Origin of the sequence: Chitinophaga sp. RAB17 (assembly GCF_052114225.1) — a bacterium.
Classification (GTDB): Bacteria; Bacteroidota; Bacteroidia; order Chitinophagales; family Chitinophagaceae; genus Chitinophaga.
In genome coordinates this window covers 242,854-264,378 of the sequence record NZ_JBFREI010000003.1, presented here as the reverse complement: position 1 = coordinate 264,378, position 21,525 = coordinate 242,854, and the positions used below count along the sequence as shown (strand labels likewise).

The 21,525-nt window shown below is 46.5% G+C and carries 13 protein-coding genes; 7 read left to right on the top strand and 6 right to left on the bottom strand.

Translation table 11 applies throughout. The features are described from left to right. The first annotated feature begins 180 nt into the window (after window positions 1–180). Complete coding sequence (locus AB4Z08_RS12895) at window positions 181–1,338, top strand: aldose epimerase family protein (protein WP_441574150.1); 1,158 nt, start codon at window positions 181–183, stop codon at window positions 1,336–1,338. Between the two features lie 44 nt (window positions 1,339–1,382). Here AB4Z08_RS12895 and AB4Z08_RS12890 read toward each other — a convergent pair whose 3' ends face one another. Both AB4Z08_RS12890 and AB4Z08_RS12885 read right to left on the bottom strand, forming a co-directional pair. Continuing rightward, the gene (locus AB4Z08_RS12890) at window positions 1,383–1,718 is read right to left on the bottom strand and encodes a hypothetical protein (RefSeq protein ID WP_441574149.1); all 336 of its coding nucleotides are present in this window, start codon (window positions 1,716–1,718) and stop codon (window positions 1,383–1,385) included. After that, the gene (locus AB4Z08_RS12885; RefSeq protein WP_441574148.1) at window positions 1,715–2,302 is read right to left on the bottom strand and encodes an RNA polymerase sigma factor; all 588 of its coding nucleotides are present in this window, start codon (window positions 2,300–2,302) and stop codon (window positions 1,715–1,717) included. The genes AB4Z08_RS12890 and AB4Z08_RS12885 overlap by 4 nt, the downstream gene beginning before the upstream one ends. 112 nt (window positions 2,303–2,414) lie before the next feature. Between AB4Z08_RS12885 and AB4Z08_RS12880 the strand changes: the two genes are divergently transcribed. Then, window positions 2,415–2,759 carry a DUF6249 domain-containing protein gene (locus tag AB4Z08_RS12880; protein ID WP_441574147.1) on the top strand — a complete coding sequence of 115 codons (345 nt, stop codon included), beginning with the start codon at window positions 2,415–2,417 and terminating at the stop codon, window positions 2,757–2,759. Window positions 2,760–2,875: 116 nt separating this feature from the next. Further along, window positions 2,876–4,519, top strand: coding sequence for a serine hydrolase (locus AB4Z08_RS12875; protein ID WP_441574146.1), 1,644 nt, complete (start codon window positions 2,876–2,878; stop codon window positions 4,517–4,519). A 42-nt stretch (window positions 4,520–4,561) separates the two neighbouring features. Here AB4Z08_RS12875 and AB4Z08_RS12870 read toward each other — a convergent pair whose 3' ends face one another. The 4 genes from AB4Z08_RS12870 to AB4Z08_RS12855 form a co-directional block, all read right to left on the bottom strand. Further along, the gene (locus AB4Z08_RS12870) at window positions 4,562–6,028 is read right to left on the bottom strand and encodes a RagB/SusD family nutrient uptake outer membrane protein (RefSeq protein WP_441574145.1); all 1,467 of its coding nucleotides are present in this window, start codon (window positions 6,026–6,028) and stop codon (window positions 4,562–4,564) included. A gap of 26 nt (window positions 6,029–6,054) precedes the next feature. Next, on the bottom strand, window positions 6,055–9,087 hold the full coding sequence (locus tag AB4Z08_RS12865) for a SusC/RagA family TonB-linked outer membrane protein (protein ID WP_441574144.1): 3,033 nt from the start codon (window positions 9,085–9,087) through the stop codon (window positions 6,055–6,057). 448 nt (window positions 9,088–9,535) lie between these two features. Continuing rightward, the gene (locus tag AB4Z08_RS12860; RefSeq protein ID WP_441574143.1) at window positions 9,536–10,984 is read right to left on the bottom strand and encodes an APC family permease; all 1,449 of its coding nucleotides are present in this window, start codon (window positions 10,982–10,984) and stop codon (window positions 9,536–9,538) included. 77 nt (window positions 10,985–11,061) lie between these two features. Then, entirely contained in the window at window positions 11,062–11,970 is a 909-nt protein-coding gene (locus AB4Z08_RS12855) for an AraC family transcriptional regulator (protein WP_441574142.1), read from the bottom strand. 190 nt (window positions 11,971–12,160) lie between these two features. On the opposite strand from AB4Z08_RS12855, the gene AB4Z08_RS12850 reads away from it, so the two are divergent. The 4 genes from AB4Z08_RS12850 (at window position 12,161) to AB4Z08_RS12835 (ending at window position 21,412) form a co-directional block, all read left to right on the top strand. After that, window positions 12,161–14,299 (top strand): prolyl oligopeptidase family serine peptidase, encoded by a 2,139-nt coding sequence (locus AB4Z08_RS12850; protein WP_441574141.1) that lies wholly within the window; start codon window positions 12,161–12,163, stop codon window positions 14,297–14,299. Window positions 14,300–14,311: 12 nt separating this feature from the next. Beyond that, window positions 14,312–16,033, top strand: a complete 1,722-nt coding sequence (locus AB4Z08_RS12845; protein ID WP_441574140.1) for a DUF885 family protein — start codon at window positions 14,312–14,314, stop codon at window positions 16,031–16,033. Window positions 16,034–16,381: 348 nt separating this feature from the next. Continuing rightward, complete coding sequence (locus AB4Z08_RS12840) at window positions 16,382–18,796, top strand: glycoside hydrolase family 127 protein (RefSeq protein WP_441574139.1); 2,415 nt, start codon at window positions 16,382–16,384, stop codon at window positions 18,794–18,796. A gap of 12 nt (window positions 18,797–18,808) precedes the next feature. After that, entirely contained in the window at window positions 18,809–21,412 is a 2,604-nt protein-coding gene (locus AB4Z08_RS12835) for an alpha-L-arabinofuranosidase C-terminal domain-containing protein (protein ID WP_441574138.1), read from the top strand. Window positions 21,413–21,525: the final 113 nt, after the last annotated feature.

Genomic DNA, 21,525 nt, shown 5'->3' with positions numbered 1-21,525 from the left:
GCTAAAGCTAGCTACCACGCTGTATACTTACTTTCCGATTATTGACAGATAGTACACGTATTTTAATCATTCGCTTTTTTAATTGTTTAATTGACACTAAAAATAAAATAAAATTATTTGACTTTAGCCGGATTATCCCGATATTTAGTGACTCTTTTTCACTTAATACCAAAATACGTTATGGACATGAATTTAAAGGCGATGACTGCCCTATTGATTTCCGGTGGCACCCTACTGGCTTCCTGTAACAACAATGCCCCTAAAACAGAAGAAAGTAAGGATTCCACAGCAGTTGCCACCACTCCGGCTAATGGCCCGCGCAGCTTTGGTCAGGCAGACGGTCAGGAAGTATTGCAATACACCCTGAAGAATGCCAATGGGATGGAAGTTAAGATCCTGAACTACGGTGGTACCATTACCGATATTATCACCGCCGACAAGCAAGGCCAGAAAGGAAACGTTGTATTATCCTACGATTCACTATCAGGTTACCAGCAAAAAGGACAGCCTTACTTTGGCGCTCTGATTGGTCGTTATGCCAACAGGATTGCCAATGCAAAATTCAAACTGGATGGCAAAGAATATTCCCTTGCTGCCAATAACGATGTGAATAGTCTTCATGGCGGTCTGAAAGGCTTTGATAAAGTAGTATGGGCGGCCACCCCCGCCGGCGACAGCAGTCTGCAGCTGGTATATACCAGCAAAGACGGGGAAGAAGGTTATCCCGGCACTTTACAGGCAACAGTAGTGTATACCCTTACGCCTGACAATGCCCTGCAGATTACTTACAAAGCTACTACCGATAAAGCCACCCCGGTGAACCTCACCAACCACGCTTACTTTAATCTTTCTGCGGGTAAAGACAGCACCATTCTGGGCCATGAACTGTCCCTGAAAGCCAGTCGTTATACCCCGGTTACGGATAAACTGATTCCTACCGGTAAACTGGATCCGGTAAAAGGCGGTCCCATGGATTTTACTTCACCTAAGAAAATCGGTGCCGATATTGGTAAAGTAAAAGGTGGGTATGACCATAACTGGGTGCTGGATAAAAAAGAAGGCGACCTGGAAACTATTGCTACCCTGTATGACCCTAACAGCGGTCGTTTCATGGAAGTAGCTACTACGCAGCCAGGTATACAGTTTTATACCGGCAACTTCCTGGATGGTACCCTTACCAATACCCGTGATGGTAAAAAGTATGTGAAGAACGCAGCACTTTGCCTGGAAACACAGCATTTCCCCGATTCCCCGAATCAGCCATCTTTCCCTAACGTGATCCTGAAGCCAGGTGAAACGTTTTCACAAACCACTGTGTACAAATTCTCTACAAAATAAGTAATAGTAAGGCGGTTGTTTCCATTTGGGACAACCGCTTTATTTTATACAGCTGGGCTCCGATCCGGCATTTCTTTCTTCATTATGCCGATCATTCCCCATACACCCAGGATAGCAGCTATCAGGCACATAAACAGTACCGGCGGCAGGTATAGGATCCCCACATAGCCGAGCAGCGTCAGGTTAAAGCAAACCAATATCCCTATAATGAGCTTTCCGAGCCATTTGCCGGCATTAAATTCAAGCGGACGACTGATAGGCTGCGTACTGTACTTATGCACCAGCAGCGCCGTTAATTCAGCGGAAAACTGCTCCGTTGTCTGCGCAATGCCGTTTTCTTTTAAAAATACACGGAGTTTGTCGTCATTGATTTTATTCATAATAAATTTCTTTTTTCCTGGTCCAGTAATAGCTGTAATGCTGCTTCCAGTTGTTTACGCCCTCTCAGCAGCCGCATTTTTACGGCGGATTTATTCATTCCCAGTATATCGCAAATCTCTCCGATACTTTTTTCCGCGATATAATGAAGCGTGATGATGGTCCTGTCTTCTGCTGCCAGTTCATTGAGCAGCAGGGTCACGTATTTTTTCCTTTCTGTGACGATTAACGCCTCCCAGCTCTGATTTTCGGATAATCCCGGTAAACCGGCTGCATACTGTGTATCGAAAGGGACCGGCTGCGGTTTTCTGTACTGGATTTTTGTAATTGAAGTATTATAAACAATTTTATAAAGCCAGGAAGAAAATTTAGCGTTGTTATTAAATTTTCCGAGAGCAGCAAAGGCTTTTACAAAGGAATCCTGTACAACTTCCTCCGCATCCTCCCTGTTTGAAACAATCCCCATGGCGATGGTGAAGGCAAAGTCCTTATAGGTATTCACCAGATAAGCGATGCCGGTCGGGTCACCAAGCGCTGCTTTTTTTAATAGTTCATCTTCGGGTTGAATTTGCCTAAATAGTTTCATCAGGTAGTTAGACCAGCAAAGAGGGAAAGTGGTCACATCAAAAATATTGTGACCATTTGGACAAATGGCTGGTCTAATATGAAAGTAGCCAAAAACTTTTAAAAAATACATCATGCAACTAACGTCCGCCGCCTTATTTATTGCTATTGCACTGGTCATATTCGGAATCAGTTATTATTATTTCACGACCAGGCATAAAGAACGAATGACCATCCTTGAAAAAGGACTACCTCCCGATTATTTCAAGAGAAATTTGACTGTACTGCCTTTCTTATTAATGCTGGGTATTATAAGTATTGGTATTGCCATGGGATTGCTGACAGGCGCCTTACTAAATGCACTACCCATTCCAGGGGTTAGCGATGACCTTAGATTTGTCTTTTCTATATTCCTTTGTTTAGGTATTAGTTTATTAGTGGGATATAACGTGCTTAAATCCCATTCCCGGAAGCCTTAATCGTACCTAAGGAAATAAATCCATCACATCACAGGAAACCCACACCTGTATGTATTAGTTTTTAATCATGCCGCCTTCCTGTGCCCACTATCGTTACCAATTAAATACAGATTATCATGAAAAATAAATTAGCCGGTTGGCTATTACTATTATTCCTCCACCTTCATTTTATTACGCCGGCACAGTCAGCCGCTGGCCAAATAGATACGCTGTTGTCGAAGGCATTTCCGGATACTGGTCCCGGAGGTGTGATACTTGTGGCAAAAGATGATAAGATCATTTACCAACAGGCATTCGGTAAAGCAGACCTGGAAGCTGGTCTTCCCATGCAACCGGAACAGGTATTCCGCATCGGCTCCATCACCAAACAGTTTACCGCCTGCGCCATTTTGAAACTGGTGGAAGAGGGCAGGCTGTCACTGCAGGATGATATCCACCGGTTTATCCCCGACTATCCCACGCATGGACAAACCATCACCATCGAACATTTACTCACGCATACCTCCGGCATTTCCACCAGTGCCGGCAAGTGGACACCGGAAGCACGGAAGAAAAATATGACACCCCAGGAACTGATAGCGCAATTTAAAGAGGAGCCCATGGAATTTGAGCCAGGCACAAACTTTCGCTATAATAACAATGGGTATGTGCTTCTCGGTTACATCATTTCACTGGTCACTCAAACTTCCTATGAGGAATATATCACGACACATATCTTTGAACCCCTGGGCATGAAACATACCTTCTTCGATAACGAAGATCATATCATCCCGAACAGGGCACATGGTTATGAAAAGTATGATGATCATTATAGAAACGCCGCCTTCCTGAGCATGTCCCAACCTTATGCAGCAGGTGCTATACTCTCTACTGCGATGGATTTGTATACCTGGAACAAGGCCGTCATGGAGTATAAGGTTATCCGGGAAAAAAGCCTGGACAAGGCATTAACACCCCATCACCTGAAAAACGGAGCTTCTACCGGATACGGCTATGGCTGGTGGAGTGGCAATATTCAGGGAAGTCCTGACCGCCACCATGATGGACTGATTAACGGATTCTCCACCTTCGCTGTTTATCTTCCAAAAGAAAAAGTATTTGTAACCCTCCTGACTAATTGCGAAAATAATAACCCGGAACTCACCGCAACAAAAATAGCCGCCATCACAATCGGCAAGCCTTATCCACAACAGGAAATACCACTATCTGCTGAACAGCAAAAGGAATTGGAAGGTGTATACGGGATGACGGCAACGGGTGAGAATTACATCGTGTATGAAGATAACCGCCTGTTGTTGTATAGAAAAGGAGGAACTAAAACCCGTTTGGTGCCTTTTGATAGGGATCAATGCTGGCAGGATAACAGCCTGAATACCCTCCGCTTTACCAGGGATAGCAACGGACATATCAATGCGCTGGTGATACATGGTACCGGCGATTCCACCATCCTGAAACGCAGTGATAAGATGGTTATAGCCAGGGAAACAATACCCATGGATACAACCGATCTTGAAAAGTATGTAGGTAAATACCGGTTCAGTTCCGGATTCATATTAACCATTAGCCGGGAAGCTAACCGGATGTATGGTAAGGGGACCGGTGGCAGACAGGTAAAGCAGGAAATATCAGCGTATGCACCGCATCAGTTTTTTGCAAAGAATATGGATGCGCAGTTATCTTTTCACGTGGACGAGCAGGGGAAAGTGCGGGGTTTGACGAAGATGCAGAATGGGCAAGAGGATGCGGAGAAAATAGAATAATAAAAAAGCCGCTCCCGATAAGAGAGCGGCTTTTCGTATATCTTAAAAATTCGGATTCTGTATCAATATCCCCTGACTTCTATCTATCTCCTGTTGCGGCATCGGGAAATAGTAATTCTTAGGACGAACGAATGTTCTGGCTGCACCACCGCGGGTGATCGTAGTACCGTCATACGCCTTTTTAGGCAATTTGTACAACGCTACAATGTCTACCAGTTTCGCTTTATCCCAGCGCAACAAATCCTGATGACGCTCATTCTCACCACATAATTCTACCCGGCGTTCGTGCATCAATTCTTTCATACCAGCATTTGTTACTACAGGCAAAGTAGCGGAAGCACGCTGACGAACTGCTTTAATTTCTGCATCACCGGCACCGGCGCCATTCACACGGATCTTAGCTTCTGCCACCAGCAGGTAAATATCTGCGGAACGCATCAACGGCGTTTTAAGTGAGTAGTCTAACCCACCGGAAGGTTTCCAGCTACAGAATTTTTTATAGTGATAGCCACTCCAGGAAGCATCTGCATTGTAGGTAGCAATACCGGTACCTATGTTCACCTGGTCGCCGGGTTGCATGATGCAGATATTCTTGCGTGGATCACCTGCTTCAAATTCATCGACCAGTCCTTTGGTAGGATAGAAGAAGCTCCAGCCATTCCAGTTACGGGGGGCGTGATAAGTGATGAAGTCGGAATAGCCGTTACCATCTACTGTTTGAACGGCCAGTAACATTTCTGAATTGTTACCGGTGGCTACGCTGAAATTATCGGCATATTTCGGAGCTAAAGCATAATGTGCATTGGTAGTTACTTTGCTGCCAAATTCAATTGCCTTGTCCAGTTTTTCCCAGTTCATATACAGTTTGCAGAGCAGGCCCCAGGCGGTTCCTTTGCTCACGCGACCTTTATCGCCATCACCATAGGTTTCCGGTAACTGATCGGCTGCTGCCAGCAGGTCCGTTTCAATCTGTGCACGCAGCTGATCTGCACTCACTTTAGGTTTTTTGTAATTGGATTTGAGTACATCGTCTTCTGTAACAATAGGTGCTTCTCCGTATATCAGCAGCAGACGCCAGTAGGCGAAGGCGCGGAAGAAATGTGCTTCACCAAGACAACGGTTTTTAATCGCGGCGTCTATATCTGTTATTTTAGGAACATAAATGAGCACGTTGTTGGAGCGGCTGATCGTTTCATATTTCCATCTCCAGCCTACTCTGACACTGTAGGTAGAAGGATCGTAGGAAAAGTCTTCAATAGCGGCGTCGTAATCGTGGTCTCCACCACGTACCTGGTCATCTGAGCAGTTATCAAATACAAACTCGTTAAAGCCGGTATAATCTTCTTCCAGTAAGGTATTGTAAATGCCGGTAACACCATCTAACGCATCGCTTTGGTTACGCCAGTAGTTGCCGGTGGTATAATTTCCTTTTGGCTTTACATCCAGCACACTCTTACAACCTGCCAGCAGCACAGCGGTAATTAAAAATATATGTTTGATCCGTTGCATAGTAATTAATTTAAAGTTCCCGTGAATTAAAAGTTAAGGGTAGCGCCAAATGTAAAGGTCCGGGCCTGTGGATAGGCAGCTACGTCTACACCGCGTTGTCTGTTACCATCGCTGGTACCATTATATCCCAGTTGCGGAGTTAAACCAGAGTAGGAAGTAAGGATGAACAGATTTTGTGCGGCTACATATACATGGATATCAGAGATGCCGCTGTGACCCCATATTTTAGATGGAATGGTATATCCCAGTGAGGCATTCTTCAGGGAAAAATAATCACCTTTTTCTACAAAACGATCGGAAACACGATTGTTCTGATTGTCACTGCGGAGCGACATGCGTGGTACGCTGTTGCTGGTACCTGCACCATGCCAGCGGTTCAACGCATCGGCATACATATTATACGGATAGGCAGGATCCATCCCCTGCATTTTATCAGCGTTGTACAGTTTTACACCACTTACGCCGGCAAAAGAGAGACTCAGATCAAAGCCTTTATAGCTGCCGCTGGCCTGTATACCGTATACCATTTTAGGATTAGGGCTACCCAGGTTTACGCGGTCTTTATCGTTAACGATACCATCTCCGTTGATGTCTACAAAGCGTACATCGCCGGGCATGATTTTAGCCTTGTTGGGATCGTTTTTGATGTTGGCATCATTATTTACTTCGTCAGCTGTCTGATAAATACCATTGGTTTTCCAGCCATAGTAAGACGCCAGTGGCTGACCTACATAGGTGCGGGAAATTTCCACTCCCTGGCGGCCGTAAACAGTTGAGCCAATGTAAGAGGTAGGATCGTATAATTTGGTGACTTCATTTTTAATGAAAGAAGCGTTGGCGCTTACATTAAAATGAAAACGATCATTACCGCCCTGGTAGCCTACTTCCACTTCCCAGCCTTTGTTATTCAGCTCACCGATATTACGATCGGGGATAGCAGCAGTACCATGCAGGTCCATTTCCGGAGCTGGTACCAGCATATCGCGGGTATTTTTATTAAACCAGGTAATGGTGGTATTCAATTTGTTTTCGAAGAAGCCAGCTTCCATGCTGATGTTTGTCATCTCCGCTTTTTCCCAGGTGATGTTGGGGTTGGCCAGTCTGGAATTCCATACGCCGGTAAATGGGTTTTCACCAAAGTTATAGCGTCTGTCTTTGTCTATCGGTGCCAGGTACTGGAAATCATTTATGTTCTGATTACCCAGTTGTCCCCAGCCTCCGGTGATTTTCAGGTTGCTGACTGCTTTCACATGATCTTTAAAGAAGGTTTCGTCTGAAATGCGCCATCCTGCGGAGAAGGCAGGGAAGTATCCCCAGCGCTGATCCGGTGCAAACCTGGAAGAACCATCCGCGCGGAAGGTAACTGTCAGCAGGTATTTATCTTTATATCCATAGAAACCTCTCACAAATCCGGATGCGATAGCGTTGGCCGGATAGTAGTTACCCTGGGCATCGTGGATGTCGTTACCATTGCTGAGTACACGCTGATCTGGTGCTTCATCATTAAAGCCCCAGCGGTCGGCGCGGAAGAAGGAGCCGTTATAAGTTTGCTGAGAATAACCACCGGTAACGGTGATATGGTGTATTTGTCCGAATATCTTATTATAGGTCATGAATATTTCACTGAGCTGGGTGTTTTCGGTGGCATTGCGGTTGTACAGTTCTGCGTGATCACGTGCCCTGGTCTGGTCCAGTACTTTTGGTGAGAAGCTATACTGGTTGTTGATATTGCCGTCAAATCCGTAGTTGGCGCGAAGGGTCAGACCGTCCATAATTTCCAGTTCTCCGTATACGCTGGCCAGCATGCGGTAAGTTTTGGTCCAGGCATCGGTGGTTTCAGCAGTATATACCGGGTTGTTGATATCGCCGAGTTCATTGCTGGCTTTGGAGCTGCCGTAGCTGCCATCGGGATTGCGTACCGGGATGGCAGGGTTGAAGCGCAGGGCGCTGAAAATGAGACCTGTCTGTGAAGAGTAGGTATCAGGACCGGCGCTCTGTTTATAGGTCAGCTGCATGTTTTCACCTACTTTGAAACGTTTACCCAGCTTATGTTCTGAGTTGAAACGTACGGAGTAACGTTTAAAATAAGAGTTGACAATCAGCCCGTTTTCATTATAGTAACCTGCACTGAGCATGTAATTGGAACTGGCGTTGCCACCGCGTAAGTTCACATCAGCATTGGTTACATCGCCGGAACGCAGGAGGGCACGTTGCCAGTCGGTGCGTTGGGTGGAATAATAAGGATCTTTCCAGAGTGGATCTACTGTGGCGCCATCGTTGGTATAGCGTTCCTGTTTGAGCATGGCGAGGTCCGGTGCCGTTAGCAGAGGAATATACCGGATAGTGTTGGATACGCCCCGGTAAAGGTTCACAGATGCTTTCAGTTTTTCGCCGTAGCTTCCTTTTTTAGTGGTGATGATGACCACGCCGTTGGCCGCACGGGTACCGTAGATCGCGGAAGAAGAGGCGTCTTTCAGTATTTCCATGGACGCAATGTCGTTGGGATTTACATCGCTGAGGCCACTGGCCGGGATCCCGTCAATGATCACCAAAGGGTCTGCGTTGTTAATGGTACCAGTACCACGTATACGTATGGCGGGCGTGCTGCCGGGAGCACCATCTGAGCGGACAATGTCCACCCCTGTAACACGACCTTGTATAGCCGAGGCGGCATCAGGTACCGGTAAGTTTTTAATATCCGAGCCTTTTACGGAAGCAATAGTACCGGTTACATCGCGGCGTGTTTGTACGCCATAACCTACAACCACTACTTCACCCAATCCTTTGGTGGTAGCGCTGAGAGATACATTGATGACAGTTTTGTCACCAACTGTTATTGTTTGTGGTTCATAGCCGATAAATGAGAACAAAACCGATTTAGCACCTGCGGGTAAAGAAAGGGTGTAGTTACCTTTTGTATCAGTACTGGCCCCGCTGCTGGTGCCGGGCACAATTACATTTACACCTGGCAGACCCGTTCCGTCTGCCGCCGCGGTGACTTTCCCGGTAATGGTCTTTTGTGCCATCACAGCGCTGGTAGCTGCGCATAGAAAGACCATCAGAAAGCATAATTTTCTAGTGAATGAGTACCTCATAATTTGATGAATAAGACGTGAACTTGAATAAACGTGATTGGAACAGATATATACGGCCTGTCTGTTTTAGTGTTGCTGAATTACTGGTTTTGGTTGTTAAATAATAATTGTTGCTAAATCGTTATTGCACTATTGCCTGTTGTAGGTAAATTTTTAAAATATTCACTGGGTTCCAAAAAACGTAGATGAAAAAAACTGGTTGGCATTTCACGATGACTACATTACACCTCTGACTCAGCCAGAAAGATAGTGAATTTTACAAATGTAGCAGTATAGTTTTTTACCAGGGTCTGATAGTAGATTAATTATGTATTAACACTTGTAAATGCGTACGGAGAACACTTATAAGGGGAGATATTAAAAAGGAGGCTGATACATCAGCCCCCCGGAAATGATTGGTTTGGTCAGTAGATTAGTTGGTGGTAGTAATTTTTTCCCTTTGGGAGACAGGTGGTTTATCGCTCCGTCTTTTCCTGTTAACCAGGTAGTATACGGGAATACCTGACAGCGTAATGATCAGTCCCGGCCAGGTGAATCGTGGTTTATAGACAAACAGCAACCCACAGAATGCCAGGCCCATTAAAATATATAATACCGGCAACACCGGGTATCCGAAAGCCTTGTACGGTCTGTCAGCATCCGGCCGCTTTTTACGCAGGATAAAAATACCGGCTATCGTCAGCATATAAAATGCCACCACTACAAATGAAATCATGTCCAGCAATTCACCATACCGGCCACTTAAGCACCATAAACAGGCAAGCACACATTGGATCCATAAGGCAAATGCCGGTACGGAAGCACTGTTTAAAGTACCCGCCCGTTTAAAAAATACGCCGTCATTCGCCATCGTATGATACACCCTCGCGCCGGCCAGAATAAGGCCATTATTACATCCAAAAGTAGAAATCATGATCATCAGCGCAATAACAACTGTGCCTGCATTACCCAAAACAACCTGAGATACGGACACGGCTACACGATCTTTTGGCGCCTGTGCAATTTCTGATAAAGGTAGTACGGCGAGATAGGTAATGTTGGTCAACAGGTAAATAACAGTCACGATAGCGGTACCCAGGAAAAGACTTAGCCCAATATTACGTCGCGGATTTTTTATTTCCCCTGCCACAAAAGCAACATTATGCCAGGAGTCACTGCTGAATACGGAACCCACCATCGCCGCGGCAATAGCACCAAGGGCCGCTATGGTAGTATAGGAGGGGGCAGTATCACCGATAGTTAAAGGATGGAGGTCCCATGCATGCTGCCAGTTGGCCGTCCATACCCCCGGTTTTAATGCCAGCAGGCCGCAAATGATCAAGGCAGCAAGACTCACCAGTTTAGTCAGCGTGAAAGTAGTTTGTATTTTTTTACCGCCCTCAATACCACGTGTATTCATATAGGTTAGTAATACAATCACCATAATAGATAGCAGTTGCGCCGCACTCACCTTCATCAATCCCAGGTCCAGCAGCACATTTTCTTCACTGAATACAGGCAGGAGGTAGGCGGTGAATTTGGCAAAAGCAACGCCTACTGCCGCAATGGTGGCCGTTTGTATGACCGTAAAAAAGCTCCAGCCATATAGGAAAGCCGTCATAGGATTATAGGCCTCTTTCAGGTACACATATTGCCCGCCGGCACGGGGAAACATGCCGCTCAGTTCCCCGTAACTTAAAGCAGCAGTAAGCGTCATAAACCCGGTAATCAGCCATACCAGCAATAACCAACCGGCGCTTCCCGTATGACGGGTAATATCGGCACTGACAATAAAAATTCCGGAGCCTATCATGCTGCCGGCCACAATCATAGTGGCATCCAGCAGCTTTATAGACGGCTTGAATGATGGAGCGTCTGACATAGTAGCTATAGTAATTGGTTGATTACCCTAAAACTACAGCTACTTCGGGGTGAATTCTATTCGCTTATTGACCAATACTATGCAGATTTTGTAGCTGCAGTATCCGACGTGTTGTCCAGTTGTTCATATTCCCGCAGATAGCTGCGCGGTGATTTCCCGGTAATACTTTTAAATACCCGGTTGAAATTGGCAATACTATTGAATCCGCAATTGTACGCCACGGTAGCGATGCTGTCGAATGAGCCACCAGCCAGTTTTTTGCAAGCCTCATTGATGCGTACCTCATTCAGAAAGGACACAAATGTTAACCGCGTATGCTTTTTGAAATACCGGCAAAAAGCCTGTGGTGTCATATGCGCCTCCCGGGCAATATCTTCCAGCTTAATTTCCGTATCATAGTGCTGCATAATATAATTGTAGATATACCCGATACGGATACCTTCCTGCTCATTCACTGCCGATAACCTCGACCCCGTAATTAACGGCTCCAGGCTCTTAATCGTCAGAAAGAAATTCATCAACTCCACAAATGCCAGAAACTGCACAATCCCCTGCGACTGATGGATCTTCAGCATACGGCTCGAAATATCCAGTACATGCACTTCCGGGATCTTAAATCCGTTACGGGACTGCTCTACAAATGACTTGATCTTTTTGAATTCCGGCAGCTCAAACAATGGCGCCAGCTTACCTTCAGGATTGAAAAATACGGTCAGCGCCTGCACATTCTTTTTGTTCTTACTGCCAAAAGGCAACTCTTCGCTCTTTAATACATGAGGTTGATTACTGCCTAACCAGTAAATTTCATTCGACCAGAAAGCATGCATATTGTTTTCCACAATCAACGTACCGTGCCCGTGCTGAATCCAGGTGAGCTGAATTTCTTCATGACGGTGCAGGTGCGGATAGAAAGCTGGCAGCGAATCTTTTTGCGTGATAATGGTTTTGTCGTGCGCTACAGGTATTGTAAACTGTAATACTTTCATGTAGTTACATTATTCTTTTTTTAACACCTTTGAAGGCTTTGTGGCCAAATTTAGGTGAAGATATGAGAACAAGTTATTAAAAATCGTTCAAAAACTACGCATTGTGGATAGTACTTTTAAAAAATATTCAAACAGTGTATTTTTAATAACTGTCAGGTATACATTTATTTACAGCCGATCAGAATTATTTATGAAGTACCAGAAGTTTCTTTTTTTGCTATTGTTACTGGGCATCCCCGGTGGGCTGCTGCAGGCACAACAAAGCAAGCCAACGCCCTATTTACCCACACATGCGGATATACTGCAGCGATATCGCCAGGTGCGGTTACTGGATAGCATCACCCGGAAAACGGTGTTTAAGCATAATGTAGATGCCAACTGGCTGCCGGGAGGAACCTCATTCTGGTATGTGACTGATAGCAAAGACAGTATTAAGACTTATTACCTCGTGAACGCCGCTACCGGCAAAAAAGAAGTCATTACCGATACTGCAAAATTTGCAAAATTGTCGGGGCCTAAATCCACCTCCCGACCTTTCCAACATCGGGAGCCCAGCCGCTGGGAGAGTTTTGCCACCGACAGTGTCTCCCCCGATAAGAAATGGGTGGCTACCACCATCAATGGCAATGTCTACGTACGCTCCCTGCAGGATGGGTCAGTGATCCCCTTTACAAAGGATGGCGACACAACAAGGGAAAGCTACGGCGCTCTGGCCTGGTCGCCAGACAGCAAGTACCTGGTGGGCTATCGCATCCACCCGGTAGAGGATTCTTCCGTATATTATATCCTGACGGATGTACCGGGAACTACCCGCGGACAGCTGCGTTCGCAACCCTATAAACAACCCGGTGACCCTTTTACCACCTATGAAATGTACGTGTTTAACCTGGCAGGCAAAACTACCGCCAAAGTAAACACCGACATCATTGATTTCTTTGATGCACCGGTATTGCACTGGCGCCAACCCGATGCCCGATACTTCCTGTACGAAAAAGCAGACCGTGGGCATCAGCGCTTCCGCATCATAGAAGTAGATGCAACTAACGGTAACACCCGAACGATACTGGAGGAAAAAACGAACACGTTCATCTACGAATCGCGGATATACACCCACTACCTCCCCGAAACCAATGAACTGCTGTGGACCTCTGAGAAGGATGGCTGGCAGCACCTTTATCTTGTGAACACCCTTACCGGGGAAATAAAGAACGAGATCACCAAAGGAGATTGGATTGTAAGAGAGGTGGACAGCGTAGATGCCCAAAAAAGAGAAATCTGGTTCCGTGGCAGTGGCCGGAATGCCGGGGAAGATCCTTACTTTATTCATTATTATCGTATAGACTTCAACGGTAGTAAACTGCTGGACCTGACTCCTGCCACCGGTAATCACCTCGTTTTCTTTTCTCCCGATAAAAGATTTTATATAGATAAGTACTCACAGGTAAATGTGCCGCCGGTAAATGAACTGCGCCGTACGGCTGATGGAAAACTCATTACTGTACTGGAAAAAGCAGATGTAAGCGCCTGGCAGACTACCGGCGTTCCCTTCCCTGTACCATTTGTTGCCAAAGGCCGCGATGGGAAGACAGATATCTGGGGTGTGATGTGCCGGCCATCGAACTACGACTCCACTAAAACATATCCGGTAGTGGAAAATATTTATGCCGGTCCGCAGGACGCTTTTGTACCCAAAAGCTTTATGAGTTATTATATCGACATGCAAAGTTTGGCAGATCTGGGTTTTATTGTGGTACAGATAGATGGTATGGGAACGGCTAACCGCTCAAAAGCATTCCATGACGTATGCTGGAAAAACCTCGCAGACGCAGGTTTCCCGGATCGTATTTTGTGGATCAAAGCACTCGCCAGGAAATACCCTTTTGTGGATACATCACGGGTAGGCCTATATGGCACTTCTGCCGGCGGACAAAATGCGTTGGGTGGACTCCTTTTTCATCCTGAATTTTATAAAGCAGCCGTGGCTTCCTGCGGTTGTCACGATAACCGGGTAGATAAGCAGTGGTGGAACGAACAATGGATGGGATACCCGGTTGGCAAGCATTACGAAGAACAATCCAATGTCACCAATGCCGGCAGATTGCAGGGTAGCCTTTTATTGATAGTAGGAGAGGCGGATACGAATGTACCTCCTGAATCCACTTACCGTGTAATAGATGCCCTGATAAAGAAAGGAAAGACGTTTGAATTCCTGCCGGTTCCGGGCATGGGACATAGTGATGGCGGTCCTTACGGCCGTATTAAACGCCGCGATTTTTTTGTGCAGCACCTGTTACAAGCCACACCACCAGATAGAAATGTTAACGAGTAAAACCTGACCACCTTGAAAAAAATATTTCCACTGATCGCTGTGCTGCTCTTACAGCAGGTGATCGTATCCGCACAATCCGCTGATAATGACCTTTACGCACAAACCAGTGAGGTCAATAATATCATGGTACAGTATGAGGCAGATGCCGGTATCCTGAACCGCTTTTATTTTGTAGAGAATTCACCGGAACGTTTTGCCCGCTTCGCCACGCTCATTAAGAGCTATCAGCAACGCCTGCAGCAGCTGAACTACGCCGCATTGAATGTAGGGACACAGGTAGATTATACGCTGTTTAAACGCAAGCTGGCTGCTGCAGCGGAGGATTTGTCCGAGGCACAACAGGAATATGCCCAGGTGAAAAAGTGGTTTCCCTTTGCAGATAAAATTTACCAGGTAGAGCAAAGCCGCCGCCGCGGCGCCAAACCGGATGCACCGGTATTGGCGGCACAGTTCAACGAAATAGCAAAGGAAGTTAACAAAAGCAGACAACAACTGGAACATGATAGCGGCATCTCTATTGTACAGATACGCCGGAGTAAGGCTACTGTAAAAGACTTGCGAAATGCGCTTGGCAGCGTGTTTTCTTTTTACAACGGATATGATCCGCTTTTCTCCTGGTGGATACCTGCTCCCTATAAACAATTGGATAGCCTCTTAAGTGGCTATGGGGCTGCTTTCGCCGCTAAAGAGAAAAGCAGTGGGCAGCTCCCGGATGATGGCAGCGGTATTATTGGTCACCCTATTGGCAGAACACAGCTGATCAGGGGATTGCAGCAGGAAATGATCCCTTACACGCCGGAAGAACTGCTGGCCATTGCCAATAAAGAATTTGCCTGGTGTGACGCAGAAATGGAAAAAGCTACCCGTGAAATGGGGCTGGGTACCGACTGGAAGGCGGCCATGGAAAAAGTGAAGAACAGCTACGTACCGCCGGCCGACCAGCCTGCTGCCATGATGCAACTTTATAATGAATCCATCGACTTTCTCAAACAGCATGACCTCATCACACTGCCGCCACTGGCAGAAGAAACCTGGCGCATGAACATGATGTCGCCGGAAAGGCAACTGGTAAATCCATTCTTTTTAGGCGGAGAAGAATTTATTGTATCCTATCCGGTTAGTAGCATGAGTCATGAAGATAAGATGATGAGCATGCGGGGTAATAATCCACACTTCTCCCGTGCTACCGTACACCATGAATTGCTGGCCGGACATGCACTGCAGGAGTTTATGCAGAACCGTTACAAAGCATACCGTCATTTTGAAACACCTTTCTGGATTGAAGGATGGGCTTTGTACTGGGAAAGATTGCTCTGGGATCAGGGCTTTGCTAAAACACCGGAAGACCGCATCGGCATGTTGTTCTGGCGTAAGCACCGTTGTGCCAGGATCATCTTTTCTATCAACTACCACACCGGTAAATGGACACCGCAGCAATGTATCGACTTCCTCGTTGATCGTGTAGGACATGAGCGGGCCAATGCAGAAGGAGAGGTACGGCGCTCTTTTGTGGGCGGTTATAGTCCGCTGTATCAGATCGCTTATATGATCGGAGGATTGCAGTTCGAAGCACTGAAAAAAGAATTGGTAGACAGTGGAAAAATGTCTTACAAACAATACCATGATGCCGTGCTGAAAGAGAATATGATGCCCATTGAAATGTTAAGGGCGATTCTTTTGAATAAACCAGTACCCAAAGATTTTGTCAGTACCTGGCATTTTTACAAGCTATAACGGAAATACGCCGGGTGCTTTCCAGCCCCGGCTTTTTTATGTTGCTATGGACTCAACTTATCAGGCGCGCCTGCAGCTGCATAGTGTATGCTGCTGCGCTACCCGGGATTGATAAAATACAGGGAATACCCGTTAATATTTACGCAGTATTCCTCTTTTTTTATGAATACTTTTAAATGTCATTGAGACAATTAAAATGACCTGTTTGAACCGACCTTTTAGCAGGCCTGTTTATCCGGATGAGATGAGTAAGAACAATGAATTGAGTCAAAACGCATGTTAGGATATATAATTGTTTAATTGACAATTATAAATTATTATATTAGGTGTTTATAAAGATAAAAAGGTATGAAATCATTTTTGGGAAAGATGGCGATGGCTGGTGCGGGTATGTTGCTCAGCAACACTGCATTAAAAGCGCAGCTGCAAAAAGACTATCCGATAAGGCCGGTGGCCTTTACCCAGGTAAGGGTAAACGACCAGTTCTGGGCGCCAAAAATAAGGACCAACGCCGGTGTAACGATACCGTATACACTGGAGCAATGTAAAAAAACAGGCAGAATAGATAACTTTTTGCGTGCCGCGGGTAAACTTTCCGGTGATAAACTAACGGAGTATACTTTTGATGATACAGATCTTTATAAGGTGATTGAAGGTGCTTCCTACGGACTGCAGGTGCAGCCGGATCCCGGCCTGGAAAAATACCTGGATACACTCATCAGTATCATCGGTGCTGCCCAGGAAAAAGATGGTTATCTCTATACCTTTCGTACGGTGAAAGCAGCAAAACCACATGAATGGATTGGCAGCAAACGTTGGGAGAAGGAAGAAGACCTCAGTCATGAACTCTACAATGCAGGTCACCTGTTTGAAGCAGCTGTAGCACATTACCAGGCCACAGGAAAGAAGACATTGCTCAACATCGCTATTAAGAACGCGGACCTGCTGGTGCGTGTTTTTGGCTGGGGTAAGGAAGAAAAGTTTCCGGGCCATCAGATCGTGGAAACAGGTCTCACGAGGTTATACCGCGTAACCGGTAATAAATCTTACCTGGACCTTGCTAAATTTTTCCTGGATGTACGCGGTCCCGGAACGAAGTATAGCCAGGAGTACAGCCAGTCGCATAAAAAAGTAACGGAACAGCATGAAGCCGTAGGACATGCGGTGCGTGCTACGTATATGTATACCGGTATGGCGGACGTGGCGGCATTAACAGGCGACCGGCAATACCTCAGCGCCATTGATGATATCTGGGAAGATGTGGTAGAGCGGAAGTTATATATCACTGGTGGCATTGGTGCAACTGGTGCGGGAGAGGCTTTCGGTGCCGCATATGAGTTGCCCAATATGTCCGCTTACGCAGAAACCTGTGCAGCTATTGCCAATGTATACTGGAACAGCCGGATGTTTCTGCTCCATGGTGATGCCAAATACATCGATGTGCTGGAACGCACGCTGTATAATGGATTGCTGTCCGGGGTATCATTAAGTGGTGATCGCTTCTTTTATCCCAACCCACTCGCCTCCATGGGACAACACCAGCGGAGTGCCTGGTTTGGCTGCGCCTGTTGTATTTCCAATATGACCCGCTTCCTGCCTTCTATGCCGGGGTATGTATATGCACAGAAAGATAATGACCTGTATGTAAACCTGTTTGTAGGTGACTCTGCCAGTATACAGCTGAAAGCAGGGAAAGTTAATATTGTGCAACAAACAGATTACCCCTGGAATGGTAAAGATGAAATTACGATCAATACCACCAAACCTACTGCCTTTAACCTGAAAGTACGTATTCCCGGATGGGCGGAAAACAGGCCCGTACCCGGTAATCTCTATTTTGAGGATGATAGTGCTGCTGTGAATATCCCTGTTTTACTGAATGGTAAACCGGTGGTGTACACCGTGGATAAAGGCTATGCTGTGATCAGCCGTACCTGGAAAAAAGGAGATAAAGTGGTGGTAGACTTCCCCATGCAGGTAAAGAAAGTGCTGGCAGCAGCACCGGTAAAAGATGATAAAGACCGCTTTGCCCTGGAGCGGGGCCCTGTGATGTTTTGCCTGGAAGGCCCGGATAATAAAGATGCTACTGTGCAGAATATTGTAGTCAGCAAACAGGCTGATGTGAATACTGTCTTCCAGCCAACCCTGCTCAATGGAGTGATGACCCTGCAAATGACAGGTAGTTCGGCCAGCAGACAACTGCACTCAGATTCACTGATCAGCAGCACGCAAACGGTAACGGCTATACCATATTACGCATGGGCCAATCGTGGTCCTGCAGAAATGACGGTATGGATACCTTTTGAATCTTCCGCGGCCCGTCCCAAGCCAGCGCCCACCATTGCATCTAAAAGCAAAATCAGCGCTTCAGTGAAAAATCAGCGCATGTTTATGGCGTTGAATGATCAGTACGAACCTAAAGATTCCAAAGATAACAGCGCCCTCTATTTACATTGGTGGCCAGCCAAAGGCAGCACAGAATGGGTACGCTACGACTTTGACAGCACCTATACCGTTAGCAGCTCCAAAGTATACTGGTATGATGATGGCCCTTTTGGAGGCTGCCGCATTCCCGCCGCCTGGAAGCTCTATTACAAACAGGGAACTGACTGGATACCGGTGAAGAATAAGACACCCTATGTCGTGGAGAAAGATAAATACAACGTCATCACCTTTGAACCCGTTACAACAACTGCGTTAAAACTCGAAGTACAATTACCTGCAGAAAATGCAAGTGGTATACATGAGTGGATCGTGGAATAACAAATTATACGCATGAAATACGGCCATTTTGCTGCCATCGCTCTGTTGATGGGGTGTAGTGCTGCTATAGCTCAATCAAGAGCCAGCATCCATGTAAATACCGCTGTAAGAGGTGCTGTAGTACCAGCTACCCTGCACGGTATTTTCTTTGAAGAAATCAGTCATGCCGGCGAAGGAGGACTTTATGCGGAAATGGTACAGAACCGCGGCTTCGAAGACCATTGCATTCCTGCAGGTACACAATTGAAAAACGGATGGCTGCAACCTTTTCCGCTGAAGCCGCATTTTATGCTTAACGGACAGTCATCCGACTGGAAAATGGAATGGCCCCTGCAAAGTCAATGGCCAGCCTGGCATGCGGAAGAAAAAGGAAATGCCAAGGTACAGTTATCCATTGTCAGCGATCATCCCTTACACAAAGCTACTCCGCATGCTATGCAGGTGGAGGTAACTGATACGGATATACGTAATGAAGCTGCATTGGTAAACGAAGGTTTCTGGGGTATGAACATCACCAAAGGATCTCCATATCGTTTATCTCTTTTTGCCAACGGCAGCAAAGGTTATACCGGCAATGTGCGTGTTTCTCTGCAAACAGCCAGCGGCAGGGTACTCGCGGATACTACTTTTGCGATTGCCACAAAGGCCAACTGGAAAAAGTACACTGCCATACTCACCGCAAAGGATACTGACCGGGATGCGCGACTGGTACTTTCCTTTCAGCACTCCGGTACCCTGCTGCTCGATATGGTGTCGCTCTTTCCGGTGCATACTTTCCGCGATCGGCCTAATGGTATGCGGGCAGACCTGGCTACCCTTATCAAAAAAATGAAGCCTGCCTTTGTGCGCTGGCCCGGTGGCTGCTATGTAGAAGGTATTACGGTGGAAAGTGCGCCAGACTGGAAAACTACGCTGGGACCACTTGAGCAGCGCATACCAACGTATAGCCCCTGGGGTTACTGGAGCAGCAATGGATTTGGATATCACGAATACCTGCAGTTTTGTGAAGATATTAATGCCGCCGCGCTGTACGTATTCAATGTGGGCATATCCTGTGAATACCGCAGTGGCACCTTTATTCCGGACGATAGCATTGCACCGGTGATACAGCATGCACTCGATGCTATTGAATATGCTATTGGCCCGGTTACCTCGCGCTGGGGTAAACAACGTGCTGCCAACGGCCACCCGGCGCCTTTTCCATTGAAGTATGTAGAAGTAGGTAATGAACAGCATGGCCCCGGCTACGCTAAGCGATACAACCGTTTTTATGACGCCATACACGCCAGGTATCCCCGGATAGGTATCATAGCCAGCATGGGCATTGGTGACGTAAACCGGCATACACTGGATAGTATGCAACATACAGACATCGTAGATGAACATGCATATAAAGATGCCGGCTGGAGCCTGCGCAACTTTGATCATTTTGATCAGTATAAACGAGGCCACTGGCAAATGTATGTGGGAGAATATGCCACCAATGCCGGTGTAGGCAATGGCAACCTGCGTGCCGCCCTGAGTGATGCGGTATACGTGATGAGCATGGAGAAAAACGGCGACCTGGTAAACATGAGTAGCTATGCCCCCTTGCTGGTGAATGAGCATGATGTGGACTGGCCCGTGAACCTTATTCATTTTAACGCCGCCGCCAGCTTTGGCCGCATTTCTTACTATGCGCTTAATATGCTTAATGATTATAAAGCCACCATCAATTTCCCGGTGACGACCAGCATTCAGACCGAGGCAACGGAACAACCGAAGTTTGCCGGTGGCATTGGTCTCGCTACCTGGGATACGGAAGCAGCGTATAAGGATATCGTAGTCGTACAAAACAAAGATACGGTATATCACAGCAGCTCATCCACCGGTTTAAAGGAATGGCTGCCGGTGCGGGGTAACTGGCAGCAAGCCAGTGGCATTATCGCGCAAACCGTGGAAGGCGCCCAGCAATTGGCCGTATTGAAAAATCATCACTTTAACGCCTATACGCTTACTTTGAAAGCACGTAAAACGGGTGGGGTAAATGCTTTCATTATTCCGTTTGCCGTGAAAGATACCAATACCTGTTTGCGCGCTCATATAGGATCATGGCTGAACTCTCATGCGGTATTTGAAAGTCTCACGGACGGGTATGAGGTAGCAGGTATCAGTAACCCGGTGAGACTGAAATCTCCATTGACATCAGACCATTGGTATAATATCCGGCTGGAAGTAGGCAACAGTGAGGTAAAATGTTATTTAGAGGATACCTTATTGATGACTTACCAGGAACCACAAAAGCTGTTCACCATCGCCGGGGAAGATGAAAAAAACGGAGATATTATTCTGAAAATAGTCAATGCCGGTGAACAACCAGTGAATGCCGATATTCAACTGGATGGCGCTCAAGCTGTTCATCCCATAGCACAGGTCATCACGCTGACAGCCGATACACCGGAAGCGGAAAATTCTTTTGACCGGCCTACTGCCTATATGCCACATACAACCACCATTGCTAATGCAGGCGCGCAATTCAACTGGACCGTGCCACCACTTTCGGTAAATATTATCCGATTGTCCCTGGATAAAACTGTAATGCACAAATTGCAGGCTCCTGATAAATTGAAGCGGTAGGAACCGCGATTCATCCTATACCATCATCGGATACCGGCAAGATAACTATTCACTTTTTCCGTTTTTTGAAAGAAGTGGGGGAGATGATCGCTGATTATCAATGATCATCTCCC

Excerpts from the sequence above, each read along its gene's own strand:
- AB4Z08_RS12895 (WP_441574150.1), top strand. The coding sequence starts at position 181 with ATGGACATGAATTTAAAGGCGATGACTGCCCTATTGATTTCCGGTGGC.
- AB4Z08_RS12890 (WP_441574149.1), bottom strand. The coding sequence starts at position 1,718 with ATGAATAAAATCAATGACGACAAACTCCGTGTATTTTTAAAAGAAAAC.
- AB4Z08_RS12885 (WP_441574148.1), bottom strand. The coding sequence starts at position 2,302 with ATGAAACTATTTAGGCAAATTCAACCCGAAGATGAACTATTAAAAAAA.
- AB4Z08_RS12880 (WP_441574147.1), top strand. The coding sequence starts at position 2,415 with ATGCAACTAACGTCCGCCGCCTTATTTATTGCTATTGCACTGGTCATA.
- AB4Z08_RS12875 (WP_441574146.1), top strand. The coding sequence starts at position 2,876 with ATGAAAAATAAATTAGCCGGTTGGCTATTACTATTATTCCTCCACCTT.
- AB4Z08_RS12870 (WP_441574145.1), bottom strand. The coding sequence starts at position 6,028 with ATGCAACGGATCAAACATATATTTTTAATTACCGCTGTGCTGCTGGCA.
- AB4Z08_RS12865 (WP_441574144.1), bottom strand. The coding sequence starts at position 9,087 with ATGGTCTTTCTATGCGCAGCTACCAGCGCTGTGATGGCACAAAAGACC.
- AB4Z08_RS12860 (WP_441574143.1), bottom strand. The coding sequence starts at position 10,984 with ATGTCAGACGCTCCATCATTCAAGCCGTCTATAAAGCTGCTGGATGCC.
- AB4Z08_RS12855 (WP_441574142.1), bottom strand. The coding sequence starts at position 11,970 with ATGAAAGTATTACAGTTTACAATACCTGTAGCGCACGACAAAACCATT.
- AB4Z08_RS12850 (WP_441574141.1), top strand. The coding sequence starts at position 12,161 with ATGAAGTACCAGAAGTTTCTTTTTTTGCTATTGTTACTGGGCATCCCC.
- AB4Z08_RS12840 (WP_441574139.1), top strand. The coding sequence starts at position 16,382 with ATGAAATCATTTTTGGGAAAGATGGCGATGGCTGGTGCGGGTATGTTG.
- AB4Z08_RS12835 (WP_441574138.1), top strand. The coding sequence starts at position 18,809 with ATGAAATACGGCCATTTTGCTGCCATCGCTCTGTTGATGGGGTGTAGT.